This window comes from Dactylosporangium salmoneum, from assembly GCF_039532525.1.
Taxonomy (GTDB): domain Bacteria; phylum Actinomycetota; class Actinomycetes; order Mycobacteriales; family Micromonosporaceae; genus Dactylosporangium; species Dactylosporangium salmoneum.
Window position 1 is genome coordinate 63,799 of record NZ_BAAARV010000053.1, and the last position, 16,510, is coordinate 80,308.

A 16,510-nucleotide genomic window follows, 5' to 3' on the forward strand; every position below is an offset into this window, starting at 1 on the left:
AGTAGCCCGTTTCGGGCAGCAACGCGCCGTGCTGGAGCGACGAACCGCGACCGACGTGACGCTTCGCGTGAACGGGCGGGCGCGCGACCTGCGCCTGGACAACCGGGCCACGCTGCTGGACGTGCTGCGCGAGCAGCTGGACCTGCCAGGGGCGAAAAAGGGCTGCGACCACGGCCAGTGCGGCGCCTGCACGGTCCTGGTGGACGGCCGCCGCGTGGTCAGCTGCCTCATCCTGGCCGTGACGGCCGGCGGGGCGGAGGTGACCACGGTCGAGGGGCTCGCCGCCGGGCCCGGCCTGCACCCCCTGCAGGAGGCGTTCATCGAGCACGACGCGCTGCAGTGCGGCTTCTGCACGCCCGGGCAGATCTGCTCGGCGGCCGGGCTGACCCCGGAGGAGACGGGTTCCCTGGCCGACGTCCGGGAGGCGATGAGCGGCAACCTGTGCCGCTGCGGGGCGTACGTCAACATCGCCGCCGCCATCCACGAGGTGGCGGCGGCGTCATGAAACCGTTCGTATACGAACGACCGGACGACGCGGCCGGCGCGCTGGCCACGATCGCCCGGCCCGGCGCGACGTACCTGGCCGGCGGCACCAACCTGGTGGACCTCATGAAGCTCGGGGTGGCCGCGCCCGACGTCGTGGTGGACGTGAACGCGCTGCCCTTCCACGGCGTGGAGCCGTCGCCGGGCGGCGGGCTCATCATCGGCGCGCTGGTGCCCAACAGCGACCTGGCCCGCCACCCCGCCGTGCGGACCGGTTACCCGGCGGTCGCCGAGGCGCTGCTGTCCGGCGCGTCCGGGCAGCTGCGCAACCGCGCGACGGTGGCCGGCAACCTCATGCAGCGCACCCGCTGCCGGTATTTCCAGGACGTCACCAAGGCCTGCAACAAGCGCGAGCCCGGTTCGGGCTGCGACGCCCGCGAGGGCGAGCACCACGACCTGGCCATCCTGGGCGCGTCACCGCAGTGCGTGGCGACCAACCCGTCGGACCTCGCCGTGGCACTGTCCATCATGGACGCCTCGGTGCACTACCTCGGGCCGCACGGCAGCGCCGCGATCAGCGTGCACGACCTCTTCCGGCGACCGGGCGACCGGCCCGACCACGACACCAGCCTGCCCCGCGGCGCGCTGATCACCGCCGTCATGCTGCCGGAGCTGCCGATCGCGGCGGGCTCGGTGTACCGCAAGGTCCGCGACCGCGCGTCGTTCGCCTTCGCCGCGGGATCGGTCGCGGCCGCCCTCGACGTGCGCGACGGGATCGTCCAGGAGGCCCGGCTGGCCTGGGGCGCGGTCGCGCACCTGCCGTGGCGGGCGTGGGCGGCCGAGCGGGCGCTGCGGGGCGCGCCGGCCACCGTGGCGAGCTTCGAGCGGGCCGCCGACGCGGAGCTCTCCGCGGCGCGGACGCTGCGCGACAACGGCTACAAGGTGCCGCTGCTGCGCAACCTGACCGTCGAGGTCCTGCGGGGGCTGGTCCGATGACCGAGGTGCGCGAGCGGACCGGGGTCGGCGCGGCCGAGCCCCGCCTGGAGGCGCGGGAGAAGGTGACCGGCCAGGCGCTGTACGCCGCGGACCGGCCGGTGCCGGGCGCCGCCTACGCGTGGCCGGTGCCGGCCGCGTTCGCCCGCGGCCGGGTGAACACCGTGGACACCGGGCCGGCCCTGGCCGTCGACGGCGTGCTGTCGGTGCTGTGGCACGGCAACGCGCCCCGGCTGGAGCGCAGCGGCGACCCGCACCTGCGCGTGCTGCAGACGCCCGAGGTGACCTACCGCGGGCAGATCGTCGCGCTGGTCGTGGCCACCACGCCGGAGAGCGCGCGGGAGGGCGCGGAGGCCGTCGTCATCGACGCGCGGACCGCCCCGGCCGACACCGTGCTGCGGGCCGACCACGCCGGGCTGTACGAGCCGGAGCTGGTCAACGGCGGCTACCCGGGGCGGCTGGACAAGGGCGACTTCGACACCGGGTTCGGGGCGGCGGAGGTGCGCGTCGACGCGACGTACCACACGCCAGCCGAGCACCACGTCGCGATGGAGCCGCACGCGACGACGGCGTTCTGGGAGCACGGGCGGCTGGTCGTCTACGACGCCACGCAGTCCTCGACCGCGGTCCGCGACAGCCTGGCCACGCTCTTCGAGCTGCCGCCGCAGCTCGTGCGGGTGCACAACGAGCACGTGGGCGGGGGCTTCGGTTCGAAGGGGGCGGCGAAGCCCAACGTGGTGCTGGCCGCCATGGCCGCCCGCGTGGTCGGCCGGCCGGTCAAGCTGGCCATGCCGCGGGCCGCGGTGTTCGCGACGGAGGGGTACCGCACCCCCACCATCCAGCGGGTCCGGCTCGGCGCGGACCGACGCGGGCGGCTGGTCGCGCTCGGGCACGAGTCCTGCAGCCAGTCGTCGCGGCTGGTGGAGTACACCGAGCAGGCCGCCGTCGTCAGCCGGGTCCTCTACGGCGTGCCCAACCTCGCCACCGGCCACCGCGTCGTGCGGCTCGACGTGCCCCCGCCGACCTGGATGCGGGCCCCGGGCGATTGCCCGGGCGCGTTCGCGCTCGAGTCGGCCATGGACGAGCTCGCCGCCGCCGGCAACTGGGATCCGGTGCGGCTGCGCATCGACAACGACGCCGTCACCGACGCCGAGGGGCGCCCGTTCAGCAGCCGGCACCTGGTGGAGTGCCTGCTGCGGGGGGCCGAGCGCTTCGGCTGGGCGGGGCGGGACCCGCGGCCGGGCACCCGCCGCGAAGGCCGGTGGCTGCTCGGCAGCGGCGTGGCCGCCACGACGTTTCCGGCGATCACCATGCCGTCGACCGCGACCGCGCGGGCCATTTCCGACGACGACTTCGAGGTCGCGGTCAACGCGGCCGACATCGGCACCGGCGCGCGCACGGTGCTGCGCCAGATCGCCGCCGACGCGCTCGGCGTCGACCCGGGCTGCGTCGACATCTCGGTGGGCGACAGCGCGATCGGCCCGGCCCCGGTGGCCGGCGGCTCGATGGGCACGTCCTCGTGGGGCTGGGCGGTGACGAAGGCCTGCCGCCAGCTGCGCGAGCGGATCGACGGCGCGCACCAGGGCCACGTGCCGCCCGAGGGGGTCGCCACCGACGCCGACACCACCGCAGACCTGGCCGCCCGCCCCGACTACGCGCGGCACGCCTTCGGCGCCCAGTTCTGCGCGGTGCGGGTCGACCCGGCCACCGGCGAGGTCCGCGTCGACCGGCTGCTGGGCGTCTTCGCGGCCGGCCGGATCATCAACCCGCTGACGGCCCGCTCGCAGCTGCTCGGCGCGATGACGATGGGCGTGTCGATGGCCCTCATGGAGCAGTCCGTGATGGACCGGCGAAGCGGCGACTTCGTGACGTCGGACCTGTCCGCGTACCACGTGGCGGTCAACGCCGACGTGCCGCGCATCGACGTCGAGGTGCTGGAGGAGGAGGACCCGCACCTCAACCCGATGGGGTCGAAGGGCGTCGGCGAGCTCGGCATCGTGGGCACCGCGGCGGCGGTGGCCAACGCCGTCCACCACGCCACGGGTATCCGGATGCGCTCGCTGCCGATCACCCCGGCGGCGCTGCTCTATGCCTCCCGGGGGGCGTACTCGGCCAGGGCCTCCACCGGCGGCACCACGTAGTAGGCGCCGGTGAGCGGCGCGGTGTAGCGGGTCAGCGCGTCGCGCACCCCGTCGCCGACGCCGGCCATGCGGCGCAGCATCTCGGCGAGCGGGCGCTGGGTGGCGCAGAAGCCGACGAACATCGTGCCGTGGTCGCGCACGGTGCCGTACGCGGTGTTGCGGCGGAAGATCTTCAGCTCCTCGCCGTCCTCCTCGATCACGGTGCGCGACACGTGCGAGGTCGGCGGCTGGTGCTCCTCGTCGAGCTCGACCGAGTCGGCCTTGGTGCGGCCGATGACCCGCTCCTGCTCGGCCACGCTGAGCGCGTCGAACGCGTCGGAGTCGTGCCGCCACTGCTGGACCAGCGCCACGCTGCAGCCCGCGGCCGGGCCCTCGGCGATCGCGGCGACGGTCGGGGCGAGGCTGCGCGGCGGGTTCTCGGTGCCGTCGATGAACCCGGTCAGGTCGCGGTCGTGGTGGTACACCCACCCGTTCACCTCCAGCGCGCAGCTCGCGACCGGCTCGAGCAGCCCCAGCGCGGCCCGGGTGTAGTCGAACAGCGCGGTGCGGTCGGCGCCGGACAACCAGAGCCAGGCGTCGTGCTGCGTGGCCGGCATGGTGAACCCGTCCGGCCCCACGACCGGCTCGGCGAAGTCGTCCGCGATGCCCGGCGTCCACAGCGACGGGCGGACCCCGATCACCACGTTGATCGCGCCGGTGGCCGGCATCGGCTCGCCGACGGCGGTCAGGGCGATGAGCAGCTCCCGGGCCGCCACGCCGGGGCGCAGGTCGAACTCGAGGTAGACGTGCTCGGCCAGGGCCGCCGCGAAGATGCCCGGCTGCGGGGTCGGTGCCATGGCGATGATCGTATCGGCAGGACATTTGTCACCGCCGGTTCACGACGCACGCATCTGCACCGGGAGTGACGACCTTCGTAACGTTGCGTGCATGACCGCGATCGATCTCCAGAATCTGTCGTACGCCTATGGCAGCGTCCAGGCCGTGGAAGACGTCACGCTCACCGTGGCCGAGGGCGAGGTCGTCGCCGTCCTCGGCCCCAACGGCGCCGGCAAGTCGACGACGCTGCTCATGCTGCTGGGCCTGCTGCCGCCGCGCGCCGGCACCGCGCGGCTCTTCGGCGGCGACCCGCAGGCGGCCGCGGCGGCCGGTCGGGTCGGCGCGATGCCGCAGGCGGGCGGGCTGCTCCCCCGATCCACCGTTGGTGACCTGCTCGAGTTCCTGCACCAGGTGTACCCGCACCCGATGCCCGTCGCCGAGGCGCTGGACCTCGCCGGGCTGACCGGGCTGGCCGGGCGGACGGTCGAGCGGCTCTCCGGCGGCCAGGCCCAGCGCCTGCGCTTCGCGATGGCCGTCATCGGCCGGCCCCGCCTGCTGGTCCTCGACGAGCCCACGGCCGCGCTCGACGTGGAGTCCCGCCACGCGTTCTGGACGGCGATCCGCGCCTACGCCGGCGGGGGCCGCACCGTGCTGTTCTCCACGCACTACCTGGAGGAGGCCGACGCCAACGCCGACCGCATCGTGGTGCTCGACCGCGGCCGGGTCCTCATCGACGGCACCGCCGCCGACGTCAAGCGACGGGTCGCGGTGCGCACCGTGAGCGTCGAGGACCAAGGACACGACTATTCGGTACTTCCCGGCGTCGTCGCCTGCTCCGTCCGCGCCGGACGGGCCGTGCTCACCAGCGCGGACGCCGACGCCACCGTCCTCGCCCTCGCCGAGGCCGGCCTCCTGCGCGACCTGGAGGTCGCCGGGGCCGGGCTCGAGGAGGCCTATCTCGCACTGACCCGGCTGGAGGCCTGACCGTGCGCGCCTACATCCGCCTGGAGCTGCGCCGCCTGACGCGCACGCCCGGCCTGCTCATCTTCGCGGTGCTCATGCCCCTGCTGAGCTATCTGCTGTTCACCAACCTCAGCACGATCACCGGCCAGGACAAAGCCACCGCGGCCACCTACACGATGGTCTCCATGGCCGGCTACGGCGCCATCGGCGCGCTGCTCAACTACGCGTCCGGCCTGGTGATCGACCGCTCCATCGGCTGGCTGCGGCTGCTGCGCCTGACCCCGCTGTCGCCGCTGAAGGTGGTGCTGGGCAAGGGTCTGGCCGGCATGGCCTCCGCCCTGCTGCCGGTGGTCGCCCTGTGCGCGGCCGCGGTGCTGGTCAACGGGGTGCGCCTGGACGCGGGCCGGTGGCTGGCGATCGTGCCGCTGCTGTGGCTCGGCGCCCTGCCCTTCGCGCTGCTCGGCCTGGCGCTGGGCTGCTTCGCCACGAGCCAGACCGCGCAGCCGCTCAACCTGCTGGTGTACCTCGGGATGTCCGTCCTCGGTGGCCTGTGGCTGCCGCTGGAAGCGCTGCCCCACTGGATCGGCGCCGTCGGCCGGCTGCTGCCGACCCACGCCTACGCCGACATGTCCTGGCGGGTCGCGTTCGGCGGCGCACCGAGCCTCGGCGACGTGGTCACGCTCGCCGTGTGGCTGGTCGCGTTCGCCGCCCTGGCCGTGGCCGGTTACCGCCGGGCCGTGCGCACCGTCGCGGCGCTGTGACAGGGTGGACGCCGTGCAGCGCAGGTGGCGCCCGACGATCTCGGGGATGGTCTGGGTCGGCGTCTGGACCTTCCCCCTGTTCGACCCCCTGGCCACCGCCACCACCGCGACCGCCGCGGCCCTGCTGATCCTCTTCGAGCTGCTGTACGTCTACACCGCCGCGGCCGGCTTCGACGGCGTCGGCACCCCGCGGATGCGCGCCGCCCTGTTCGCCGCGGTGGCCGCCCTGGGCGTCACCCTGGCCGCCGTCTACGGCGACCACTGGCTCGTGCTGATGCTCTTCGTGGCGACCTGCGGCATGGCCGTGTTCGCCGGCGAGGAGCGGCCGGTCACCGCGATCTGGGTCTGCCTGGCCACGCTGGCCGCCATCGTCGCCGTCGGGGCGGCCCGGCACGTCTCGTGGTGGACGATCGGCGCCACCCTGGTCAGCTCCGTCCTGGCCTCGGCGCTGGTCGGCGCGGTGCGCCAGATGTCCCGCCTCGTCCGCGAGCTGCACCGCACCCGGGAGGCCCTGGCCGAGGCCGCCGTCGCCGAGGAGCGCCTGCGCTTCTCCCGCGACCTGCACGACCTGCTGGGCCACACCCTCTCGGTCATCGTGGTCAAGGCCGAGGCCGTGCGCCGCCTGTCCGAGCGCGACCCGGCCGCGGCCGCCGCCCAGGCCGCCGACATCGAGCAGGTCGGCCGGCGCGCCCTGGTCGAGATCCGCGAGGCCGTAACCGGCTACCGCGAGACCGGCCTGACCGCCGAGCTGGCGAGGGCCAGGGGCGCCCTGATCGCCGCCGGCATCACCGCCGACGTCCTGCGCACCGCCGATCCCCTCCCGGACACCGCCGACCGCCTCCTGGCCTGGGTGGTCCGCGAGGCCACCACCAACGTGGTCCGCCACAGCCGCGCCGGCCGCTGCGAGATCGCCGTCAGCACGACCCCGGACGCCGTCACCCTGCGCGTCACCGACGACGGCCCGTTCGCCGCCGCCACCACCCCGCCCGCGGGCAACGGCCTGCGCGGCCTGGCCGAGCGCCTCCGCACCACCGGCGGCACCCTGCACACCGCCCCCCGCCCGGGCGGCGGCTTCACCCTCGAGGCAAGGCTCCCGCTATGACCAGAACTGCCCCGCCCGCCCTTCCGCCCGCGTCCCACGCGCCGCGCCGCGCCGCCGGTGGACCGGCGGCGGCCGGGACGGGGGTGGCGGCGTGACGATCCGGGTGCTGCTCGCCGAGGACCAGGGGATGATGCGCGGCGCGCTGGCGTTGCTGCTCGGCCTCGAGGAGGACCTCGAGGTGGTGGCCGAGGTGGCCACCGGGGACGCGGTGGTGGCGGCCGCCCTCGAGGCGCGGCCCGACGTGGCCCTCCTCGACATCGAGATGCCCGGCGGCGACGGCATCACGGCAACGGCCGAGCTGCGGCGGCGGCTGCCCGGGTGCCGGGTCCTGATCCTGACGACCTTCGGCCGGCCGGGGTACCTGCGGCGCGCGATGGAGGCGGGCGCCTCCGGCTTCCTGGTCAAGGACGGGCCCGTGGAGGCGCTGGCGGCGGCGATCCGGCGGATCCTGGCCGGCGAGCGCGTCGTCGACCCGGAGCTGGCGGCCGCCGCGCTCGCCGCCGGGCCCGACCCCCTCACCGAGCGCGAGCGGGACGTGCTGCGCGAGGCGGCCGACGGCTCGACGGTCGCCGACATCGCGGCGCGGCTGCACCTGTCGGAGAGCACCGTGCGCAACTACCTGTCGGCCGCGATCACCAAGACCGGCACCCGCAACCGCATCGAGGCCGCCGGGGTGGCGCAGTCCAAGGGATGGCTCTGAGCCTCACGGCGCCTACCCCCAAAGTTGAGTCCCGGTGACTCAGGTCACGCTCGCACGAGGAAGACGGCGGGCATGGTCGCCGTTGTAAGACTTGAGCGATACGGGCTCAACCTTGGAGGGACTCAACCATGTTGCTGCGCACTGCACCGTTCCGGACCTATGACGCGTTCGACCAGTTCTTCGGCGGCCCGGCGGCCCGCGCCGGGGCGACCGCGCCGCTGGACGCCTACCGCGACGGCGACACCTTCTTCGTCGAGATCGACCTGCCCGGCGTGGACCCGGCCAGCATCGACGCGACCGTGGACCGCAACGTGCTGACCGTGCGGGCCGAGCGGACCCGCGCCGAGCGCGAGGGGGTTCGCCGCGTCATCAGCGAGCGGGCCACCGGCACCGTCACCCGCCGGCTGATCCTCGGCGACAGCCTCGACGCCGACCGGCTCGAGGCCAGCTACGACGCCGGGGTGCTCACCCTGACCATTCCGGTCGCCGAGAAGGCCAAGCCGCGCAAGATCGAGATCAGCACCGCCCAGCGCGAGCTGGCGTCGGCCTGACGCACGGCCGGTCGAACGCAAACTCGCGCCGGCCTGACGCACGGTCGGTTGAACGCGACCTCGCGTCGGCCTGACACACGGCCGGCCGAACGCAAACTCGCGTCGGCCTGACACACGGTCGGTTGAACGCGACCTCGCGTCGGCCTGACACACGGCCGGCCGAACGCAAACTCGCGCCGGCCTGACGCACGGTCGGTTGAACGCGACCTCGCGTCGACCTGACACACGGCCGGCCGAACGCAAACTCGCGCCGGCCTGACGGTGGCCGGTCAAACCGGCCCCGCCCCGGCAACAGGCCGGTCGGCGTCACCCGAGCGCAGGCAGCGCGAGGGCGGCGCCGGAGCGCCCGGTGAAGAGCGCCTCGCGCCGACCTGACGCACGGCCGGTCGAACCGGCCTCACCCCGGCAACAGGCCGGCCGGCGTCACCCGAGCGCGGGCAGCGCGACGGCGGCGCCGGAGCGCCCGGCGAGGCATGACCCCGTCCGCGAAGGGGCCGCGACCCGACCACGGGTCGCGGCCCCATGCGTTTTTATACGCATTCAAATATCGACCTACATCGCCACACGCCGTTATTCTTGATGCGCTCGCGGTGATCAGACGACGTAATCGGGGCCGCGGGAAATGCGTCGCGGGCACCCGGTGCGGGGGGCGGCGGCCGGGCCGCGCGGGGCGCATAGGGAGCAAAGCGCGGGCCGATCGGTGACCAAAGGACGCAATGCGCGCGGCACCGGTCCGCGGCAAAGCGACCGGCCGGGCGGACGACGGATCCATGCGATCGGTCCGGCGAACACCGGCACCGGGAAGAAGAACGCCGACCGGGCACCACCGCGGCTAACCGTCGCGAAAGACGGTCCCGGCGATGGTGAATCCGGTGACGTAGCGCCAGCAAATCGGGCGTATGGCCCCACCGGAGTGGCGGCAATGCGAGCGGAAGATCTGGCGGCAATGCGGGCCGCCTATCCGGCAATACGACTGCCGGATCGGCGGCGAGGCGCGCAGGAACGCGCCAAATGCGTCAGGGCCCGGCCGGCACGGGGAAATCGTGCGGGCCGGGCCCTGGGAACGCACCGTTCACGCCGCGCGGGGGCGACGCAGCGGCCTGGTCAGCGACCGGCCTCGGCGTGGTAGCGGTCGACGATGTCCTGCTTGATGCGGCCACGGTCGGACACGTCGATGCCCTTGGCCTGTGCCCACTCGCGAATCGCGCGATTCTGGTCGCGGTCGCCGCGGGTGACGCTGCGGCCCCGGGCCTCGCGGCCCCGCGAAGTCGCGACCACACCACCGCGGCCGATCTTCGTCGCGGCGGCGACGAAGGGGGCCACCGCGTCGCGCAGCTTGGCGGCGTTGGACGCGGACAGGTCGATCTCGTACTGCACGCCGTCGAGTGCGAACACGATGCTCTCGGCGGCCGGCTTGCCGTCGATGTCATCGATCAGCTCGTGGATGACGCGTTTTGCCATGAGTGGCCTTTCCTCGGTGGTACCCAGGTGTACAGAACCGATGTGTACGGAACCGATCCGGATCTCGGCACTGAGCGCACCGGCCGTATCATTCGGACACAAACAAGAACTTGGCGACATGCTACGCCGGGACTCGGGCGAGATTACCTCTACGGTAGCTCTTTGGCGCGCCGGCCGCAGAAATCGGCACGTCACGAAACGCATACAACACGAAACGCACACGATCGGTAAAGGCAACGCGGGATAAAGAGGCGTCGGACGGGCGGGAAGAGCCACCCCGGCCGGATGGCGAGAACTCACCCCCGCGACCCAGAAGATCGCTGATGTGGAGTCAGGCGAGCATCCGCAGCGACAGCAGCAACGCCCCACCGGCCACCAGGAGCTGACCGCTGACGGAGACGAACCGCACCAGCCACAAGCCTTCGCGGACGAGCCGGCATCAGCGCGGCGACTTCGCGCAGGCGAAGAAGCGCAGCAACTATCCGCAGGCGAGGAAGCGAAGCGACTGCGCGCGGGCGAAGAAGCGCAGCAACCGCGCGGGAGTGAAGAAGCGAAGCGACTGCGCGTAGGTGAGGAAGCGCAGCAACTACGCGGCGGTGAAGAAGCGCAGCAACCGCGGGCGGGCGAAGAAGCGCAGCGCCTGCGCGCGGGGGAAGACCAGCGGCCGCCGCGCCCGGCGGGACTCCGTCGCCGTGATCAACCAGCCCGGGCCGGGCGGCGCCGGGAGCACCATGCCCACGGCGGCTTTCAGCATCCCCGCCACCGCGCGCTTCACGCCGTGGCGGCCCATCCTGGCGGCGAAGGCGCGGGCCTGAATCCGCATCAGCGCAGCCCTCCCGCGGTACAAATCGGACATAAACCTAGAAGGGTCGCCAGAAACGCCCAAACCTCGGGTCCTCTTCGGTGGTGGCAGCGACACGCCGGAAGTCACCCTCGCGAGCCGAGGAACGCCCGGAATCAGGCGTAACGCCCGACCCGTCCACCTCACTGCCGCGCAATTCTCGTTCCACTCACTCGATTACCCGTCACTCCCATGGACCACTGGACGTTACCGGAATGAATTGACGTACGGCCCACACGCCACGTCAAGGACCCCGACCGCGCCCAGAAAACTGGACATCACGCGCACGATGTTCGGTTGACGGCAAATCGGGCCCAGAAACACTACAGAGTGAGATCGCAGAATCACTACGCGTAACACTGGGAATCGCCTCAACATAGGAGAGGCGGGGCACGGCATGCTCCGCAGCGGTGCCGGGGGGAGTACGACATGAGCGCTATCCGACCATCGACCGTCGAGGTCGAGACATCCCTACGACTCGTCGCGCCCGACGCGACCGCGCTGCCGGTGCGAGCCAGCTTGCGCTACGACCCGAACGACCCGTACGCGGTCCACGTCCTCTTCCACGCCGAGTCGGCCGGGGGCGAGCCGGTGAGCTGGTCGTTCGCTCGTGAGCTGCTGTTCACCGGGCTCGACGAGCCGGCGGGCATCGGCGACGTGCGGGTCTGGCCGTGGAACGGGCCGCGCGGGGACTTCGTGGCCCTGGCGCTGTCTTCGCCGGACGGCAACGCACTGTTCGAGGTGCCGCGCAGCGTGCTGGTGCGATTCCTGCGCCGCACGTACAGCGTCGTGCCGCGCGGTCACGAGACCGACCACCTCGACGTCGACAACGCCGTGAACCGGCTGCTCGCCGGGCGCTGAGCCCCACACCGCGAACCTCGCCGGCACCACCCGCGCCACCACCGGCCCAGGCCGGCGAGCTCGCCCGCGAGCGACGCGAGCAGGCAACCGCCAGCGGCACCACCCGCCGGGCCGGCGAGCCATCGCGTCGAGCAACAAGCGCAAGCGCGCACCACCCGCGGCAAGCGCACACCCCGCACAAGGTGCAGCCACACCACCAGAACGTGCGAAACCGGGCGTCACGCCCGAGCCTTCCTCCAGCAGTCCGCCAGCTGCGAGGAAGGGTCGGGCGCGACGCCCGACGCATGTGCCACCTCTCGGACGACAGAGACGACAGACCTGCCGCGAGTCAGCGCCGGACAGGCCGCAAAGACGCCCGACGCATGTGCCGATCCGTCACGGGTCGCCGCCGGGCAGGTCGAAGGGCGGGGGGCCCACACCCGTGACGCGAATGTTGCCCCACGGGTCGAGCTCGGCCAGGCGGGCCGGGACCGGGGGCCGGTCCGCGGCCCCGGCCAGCAGGACGTCGCGGCGGCCGGAGCGCAGCAGGGCGACCACCTCCGGGCCCGCCGACATTCGTCCGCCCCAATGGAAGCGGCCGTCGATGGGCTGGAAATGGCCGGAAAGCCGCAGCTCAACCGGGTAGCTGTGGTCGCCGTCGACGAGCGAGGCCTTGACTGCCGGGAAATCCTCGGGCATGGTACTGACAAGTACCAACTACCGGCCGGTAACGTCAAGGAGCCCGCCATGCACGACGTAGCCGCCCAGCGCGAGGCCACCGCCGCCCGCCTGCTGAAGATCTCGGCCGGCAACACGTACGACCCCGAGGTCGACATCGACTGGAAGGCGCCGCAGCCCGCCGATCGCATGTACGCGCCCGAGCACCGCCTGTCGCTCTACGGCACGCCGCTGTGGGACTCGCTGTCCACCGAGCAGAAGATCGAGCTGTCCAAGCACGAGGTGGCCAGCATCGCGAGCATCGGGATCTGGTTCGAGGTGCTGCTCATGCGGATGCTGCTGCGCCACGTCACCGGCAAGGACCCGCGCTCCGGGCACGTGCAGTACGCGCTCACCGAGGTCGGCGACGAGTGCCGGCACTCCATCATGTTCGCCCGGATGATCGACGCGTTCGGGGCGCCCGCGTACCGGCCGGCCGCCGTGCACCGGGCACTCGGGCGGTACCTCGGGGCCACCGCCGGCGGCATCCAGACGTTCGCCGCGGCGCTCATCGCCGAGGAGATCCTCGACGCGCTCCAGCGCGAGGCGATGGCCGACGAGAGCCTGCAACCCCTGGTCCGCATGGTCTCGCGGATCCACGTGGTCGAGGAGGCGCGGCACATCAGGTTCGCGCGCGACGAGCTGGCGCGCCAGATGGCCGCGAGCTGGAAGCCCCGGCAGTGGTACTGCCAGTTCATCGTCGGCCGCGCCGCGTACACGGTGACCCACTCCCTCATCAACCCGCAGGTCTACGCGGCCGTCGGGCTGGACCCGGCCCAGGCAAGCGCGACCGCCTGGCGCAACCCGCACTTCCGCGAGACGCTGCGCTGGGCCGGCACCCGGGTGACGACCTACCTGCAGGAGTTCGGCCTGGTCGCCGGCCCGGCCCGCACGCTGTGGCGCGCGTCCGCCCTGATCTGAGGGCTTTCACCCTGTGATCTCTCCCATGCCCGGAACACGGGACGATGCGCGATGGGCGCGCTACTGTTCATGGAGTCGGTGTGCTGTGTGTCCCCGGGCCTCATCACACTGCCTTCACGGAATACCGTTCGGCTGGAGCCGTGTCGCGCCTATCGCCGCGAGGCGACCTGGCACACCGACCCTAAACGTTCTCAGTCCAGCACCGCGTTCTCAGTCCAGCACCGCGTAGACGACCAGGTTGTCCCGGTACGAATGGCGGCTCTGATCGAAGGTGCCGCCGCACGTGATCAGCCGTAGCTCCGGCACCGGGGTCGGGCCGTAGACCTTCGAGCTCGGGAACTGGGCCTTGGCGTAGTGCTCGCTCGCGGTCACCCGGAAGGTGAGCCAGCCGTCGCCCCGCAGCACGTCGACGGTGTCACCCGGCTTCAGCTCGCGCAGGCGATAGAACACGGCGGGACCGGTCTTCGAGTCCACGTGGCCGGCCAGCACCGCCGGGCCCGGGTCACCCGGGAGAGTGCCGTCGGCGAACCAGCCTGCCTCGCCGTACACCTTGGGGCTCTCCAAAACCCCGGAGCCGTCCATCGCCAGGGTCTCCAGGGGCGTGTCCACGCCCAGGGCCGGGATCTTGAGGCGGGTCGGCGGGGTGTCCGGCTCGGCGGTCGCCCCCGTCAGGTCGATGCGGTGCGGCACGATCCAGGTCGACTCGCCGGCGTCGATGTCGACCCGCCGGCCGACCAGCACGGCCGAGGCGACGATCACCGGCGCGGCCAGGGCAAGCACACAGCCGATGAGGGTGAGCGTACGGCGGCGGGTGGCGGTCAGGTTCAGGCGCGTGGATAGCGCCCGATGCCTGACCACCTTCCCCCTCAGGCCCATGGACTTCCCCCTCGCGCCCATGGGCCTCCCCCTCGTCCGCACGGGCTTCCCCCTCGCGCCCGTGATCTTCCCTGTCGTGCGCATCGGCTTTCCGTCGTGCGCACGGGCTTCGCCGTTGTACACATCGGCTTCCGCGTCGTACACATCGGCTTCCGCGTCGTACGCACCGGCTTCCGCGTCGTACACATCGGCTTCCGCGTCGTACACATCGGCTTCCGCGTCGTACGCACCGGCTTCCGCGTCGTACGCACCGGTCGGGCGGACGGCCGCTACGCCGCCGCCGCGCGGACCCGGGACCGGCGCCAGAGCAGGCCGCCGGCCACCGCCAGGACCACCAGTGCCACGCCGCCGCCGATCGGCAGCAGCGGGCTCATCCCCTGCTCGCCGGCCGTGCCGCCGCCACCGGTGTCCACCCCGCCCTGCGGCACCCCGCCGCTCTCGGCGTCCGTGCGCAGCTGCGCGGTGAGGCCGCCCTGGCCGTCGAGAATGATCAGGGAGTACACCGCCCCGGCCTTCAGCGGCGCGGTCACCGTCGTCGCCGAGCCGGTCGCGCTGGGCTGGGTCAGCCGCAGCGTCCATCGGCCGGGGTCGACGGTCTGGTACGAGGTGGTGGTCGCGAACTGCACGCCGTCGGCGATCTTGCTGCCGCCGGCCACCGCGACGTCGAGCACGGGCTCCTTGACCGAGGCCTGGATGACCCGGACCTTGGCCTTGCCGGACTCGGGCAGCCCGAGGTCGTCGACGATGACGCGCAGGCCCAGGTCGGCGAACTTGCCGGTGCCGGCGACCGTGTAGGCCTTGCCCTCCTCGACCGTCGCCTGGGTGCTGAGCACCGGGGCGGCGGAGGCCGGGTCGCCCTTCTTGCGCATCGCCACCGCGTAGGTCCCGGGCGGCAGCGGCAGGTACTTCGAGACGGTGCCGTACCCGACGGCGTCGAACTTCTGCTGCGGGATGGCCCCGCTGACGGAGCTGAGGTAGACATCGACCGCGGGCGTGTCGGGCGAGAGGTGCGCGAGGCGGACGTAGCCGACCCCGGCCGCCGCCGCGGGCGACCCATCCACGACCGTCAGGCCCAGGCCCAGGAGCGCCGCGGCGGCGAACGCCGCGAGCCGCCGCCGCTGGGGAGCAGCGAACACGTTGTACCCCCTGCTGTGGAATACAGCTCGATTCTTCGAGAGCGGGTTGTACGCACCCGCGGGGGAACGAACGTAAGTAATCCGCGCGGGCACCGTAAGCACTGACCGCGGTGAGTCTGGCACGTGGATGAGCAACGCGCTACCCGTGCTGGGCAGCGATCATCGCTTCACGTGTACGGTGCCCAACGCTGTGCTGCGGCACAACCGCCGGACGGACGAGGCAACTTACCGGTTGGTACCCATCGATGCCTACCGCATCGGGGTGGCGAAGTCCTGCGTCCAGTACGGGATCTTGCGGTCGTTCTTGATCTGGTACTCCAGGCCGACGCCGAGATCGACGAACTTACAGTTGAGGATGTTGGCGCGGTGCCCCTCGCTGTGCATCCAGGCGTCCATCACCTGCTCCGGGGTGCCCTGACCGGCCGCGATGTTCTCGCCGGCGCCCGACCAGCTGTACCCCTCGGCCTTGATCCGGGTCGCGAACTCCACCCCTTCGGGGGTCGTGTGCGAGAAGTAGTCGCGCCTGGCCATGTCGGCCGAGTGCTTGTAGGCGGCCGCCCGCAGCTTCGGGTTGTACTTCACCGGCCCGCAGCCGGCCTTGGCCCGCTCGGCGTTGACGAGCTTGATCACCTGGTTCTCGTAGGGCACGTTGCCGCCGCCGGTGGCCGCGGTCGTCTTCGGCTTGCTCGCCGGGGTGGTCGCCTTCGTGGTGGGCGCCTTGGTGGGCACGCCAGTGGTCGGGGCGGCGGAGGTGGCGGCGTTCTCGGACGGGTCGCCGGACGGGTCGCCGGCCCCGCCGACCAGGTTGCCCGGCTCGATCGAGGCGGCCGCGGCCACGTCACTCTTGCCCGCCGGGGGCTTGGCGCCGGACGTGCGGGACATGACCAGCGAGCCGGCGAAGGCGACGGCCCCGACCACGATGAGGGCGAGCGTGCCGATCATCGCGGCGATCAGGGCCTTGGAGCCGCGCCGGTGCCGCGGGGCGTGCTCCTCGCCCTCGGGGCCGTCGCCCGGCTCACCGTAGGAGGCCGGGTACGGGTCACGGGCAAAGCCACCGGCATACGGGTCGTAGCGGTCGCCGTCACCGAACGATGACACCAGGGGCCTCCATGATCGCTGCGGGTCTCATCCGCACCAGACGCTAGAAGCCGAACATTAGAGAGCCCTGGACGCGAAAGATGGTCACCGGAGGCGATTTAACGGCGGTC

The 16,510-nt window shown here is 72.6% G+C and carries 17 protein-coding genes; 10 read left to right on the forward strand and 7 right to left on the reverse strand.

What is annotated here, in order from left to right; translation table 11 throughout:
• Window positions 1-28 precede the first annotated feature (28 nt).
• Genes ABD352_RS28720 through ABD352_RS28730 form a run of 3 tightly spaced genes read left to right on the forward strand, consistent with a single transcriptional unit; the run spans window position 29 to window position 3,617 of the window.
• Window positions 29-505 (forward strand): (2Fe-2S)-binding protein, encoded by a 477-nt coding sequence (locus tag ABD352_RS28720; protein ID WP_425553677.1) that lies wholly within the window; start codon window positions 29-31, stop codon window positions 503-505.
• Window positions 502-1,479, forward strand: coding sequence for an FAD binding domain-containing protein (locus ABD352_RS28725; protein WP_344615625.1), 978 nt, complete (start codon window positions 502-504; stop codon window positions 1,477-1,479). The genes ABD352_RS28720 and ABD352_RS28725 overlap by 4 nt, the downstream gene beginning before the upstream one ends.
• Complete coding sequence (locus ABD352_RS28730) at window positions 1,476-3,617, forward strand: xanthine dehydrogenase family protein molybdopterin-binding subunit (RefSeq protein WP_344615626.1); 2,142 nt, start codon at window positions 1,476-1,478, stop codon at window positions 3,615-3,617. The genes ABD352_RS28725 and ABD352_RS28730 overlap by 4 nt, the downstream gene beginning before the upstream one ends.
• On the opposite strand, the gene ABD352_RS28735 is transcribed toward ABD352_RS28730, so the two are convergent.
• On the reverse strand, window positions 3,563-4,453 hold the full coding sequence (locus ABD352_RS28735) for a Dyp-type peroxidase (protein ID WP_344615627.1): 891 nt from the start codon (window positions 4,451-4,453) through the stop codon (window positions 3,563-3,565). The two genes, ABD352_RS28730 and ABD352_RS28735, sit on opposite strands and share 55 nt — an antisense overlap.
• Before the next feature lie 91 nt (window positions 4,454-4,544).
• Here ABD352_RS28735 and ABD352_RS28740 point away from each other — a divergent pair, with 91 nt between their 5' ends.
• The 5 genes from ABD352_RS28740 (at window position 4,545) to ABD352_RS28760 (ending at window position 8,510) form a co-directional block, all read left to right on the forward strand.
• Window positions 4,545-5,417 carry an ABC transporter ATP-binding protein gene (locus ABD352_RS28740; protein WP_344615628.1) on the forward strand — a complete coding sequence of 291 codons (873 nt, stop codon included), beginning with the start codon at window positions 4,545-4,547 and terminating at the stop codon, window positions 5,415-5,417.
• A gap of 2 nt (window positions 5,418-5,419) precedes the next feature.
• Window positions 5,420-6,157, forward strand: a complete 738-nt coding sequence (locus tag ABD352_RS28745) for an ABC transporter permease (RefSeq protein ID WP_344615629.1) — start codon at window positions 5,420-5,422, stop codon at window positions 6,155-6,157.
• Window positions 6,158-6,170: 13 nt separating this feature from the next.
• Complete coding sequence (locus ABD352_RS28750; protein WP_344615630.1) at window positions 6,171-7,259, forward strand: sensor histidine kinase; 1,089 nt, start codon at window positions 6,171-6,173, stop codon at window positions 7,257-7,259.
• A 91-nt stretch (window positions 7,260-7,350) separates the two neighbouring features.
• On the forward strand, window positions 7,351-7,959 hold the full coding sequence (locus ABD352_RS28755) for a response regulator transcription factor (RefSeq protein WP_344615631.1): 609 nt from the start codon (window positions 7,351-7,353) through the stop codon (window positions 7,957-7,959).
• A 128-nt stretch (window positions 7,960-8,087) separates the two neighbouring features.
• Window positions 8,088-8,510: an Hsp20/alpha crystallin family protein gene (locus ABD352_RS28760; protein ID WP_344615632.1), complete on the forward strand. Its 423-nt coding sequence runs from the start codon at window positions 8,088-8,090 to the stop codon at window positions 8,508-8,510.
• 1,104 nt (window positions 8,511-9,614) lie between these two features.
• Here ABD352_RS28760 and ABD352_RS28765 read toward each other — a convergent pair.
• On the reverse strand, window positions 9,615-9,971 hold the full coding sequence (locus ABD352_RS28765) for a histone-like nucleoid-structuring protein Lsr2 (RefSeq protein ID WP_344615633.1): 357 nt from the start codon (window positions 9,969-9,971) through the stop codon (window positions 9,615-9,617).
• Between the two features lie 586 nt (window positions 9,972-10,557).
• Window positions 10,558-10,794 (reverse strand): hypothetical protein, encoded by a 237-nt coding sequence (locus ABD352_RS28770; protein WP_344615634.1) that lies wholly within the window; start codon window positions 10,792-10,794, stop codon window positions 10,558-10,560.
• A gap of 447 nt (window positions 10,795-11,241) precedes the next feature.
• On the opposite strand from ABD352_RS28770, the gene ABD352_RS28775 reads away from it, so the two are divergent.
• Window positions 11,242-11,673, forward strand: coding sequence for an SsgA family sporulation/cell division regulator (locus ABD352_RS28775; RefSeq protein ID WP_033356715.1), 432 nt, complete (start codon window positions 11,242-11,244; stop codon window positions 11,671-11,673).
• Window positions 11,674-12,048: 375 nt separating this feature from the next.
• Here ABD352_RS28775 and ABD352_RS28780 read toward each other — a convergent pair whose 3' ends face one another.
• Window positions 12,049-12,369 (reverse strand): DUF4873 domain-containing protein, encoded by a 321-nt coding sequence (locus tag ABD352_RS28780; protein ID WP_344615635.1) that lies wholly within the window; start codon window positions 12,367-12,369, stop codon window positions 12,049-12,051.
• A gap of 30 nt (window positions 12,370-12,399) precedes the next feature.
• On the opposite strand from ABD352_RS28780, the gene ABD352_RS28785 reads away from it, so the two are divergent.
• Window positions 12,400-13,290: an AurF N-oxygenase family protein gene (locus ABD352_RS28785; protein ID WP_344615636.1), complete on the forward strand. Its 891-nt coding sequence runs from the start codon at window positions 12,400-12,402 to the stop codon at window positions 13,288-13,290.
• Between the two features lie 210 nt (window positions 13,291-13,500).
• Here ABD352_RS28785 and ABD352_RS28790 read toward each other — a convergent pair whose 3' ends face one another.
• The 3 genes from ABD352_RS28790 to ABD352_RS28800 all read right to left on the reverse strand — a co-directional run bounded on the left by ABD352_RS28790 (window position 13,501) and on the right by ABD352_RS28800 (window position 16,400).
• Window positions 13,501-14,166 carry a class F sortase gene (locus ABD352_RS28790; protein ID WP_344615637.1) on the reverse strand — a complete coding sequence of 222 codons (666 nt, stop codon included), beginning with the start codon at window positions 14,164-14,166 and terminating at the stop codon, window positions 13,501-13,503.
• Window positions 14,167-14,435: 269 nt separating this feature from the next.
• A complete protein-coding gene (locus tag ABD352_RS28795) occupies window positions 14,436-15,302 on the reverse strand; it encodes a DUF4397 domain-containing protein (RefSeq protein ID WP_344615638.1) in 867 nt (288 codons plus the stop codon).
• Window positions 15,303-15,551: 249 nt separating this feature from the next.
• The gene (locus tag ABD352_RS28800) at window positions 15,552-16,400 is read right to left on the reverse strand and encodes a CAP domain-containing protein (protein WP_344615639.1); all 849 of its coding nucleotides are present in this window, start codon (window positions 16,398-16,400) and stop codon (window positions 15,552-15,554) included.
• Between the last annotated feature and the right edge of the window lie 110 nt (window positions 16,401-16,510).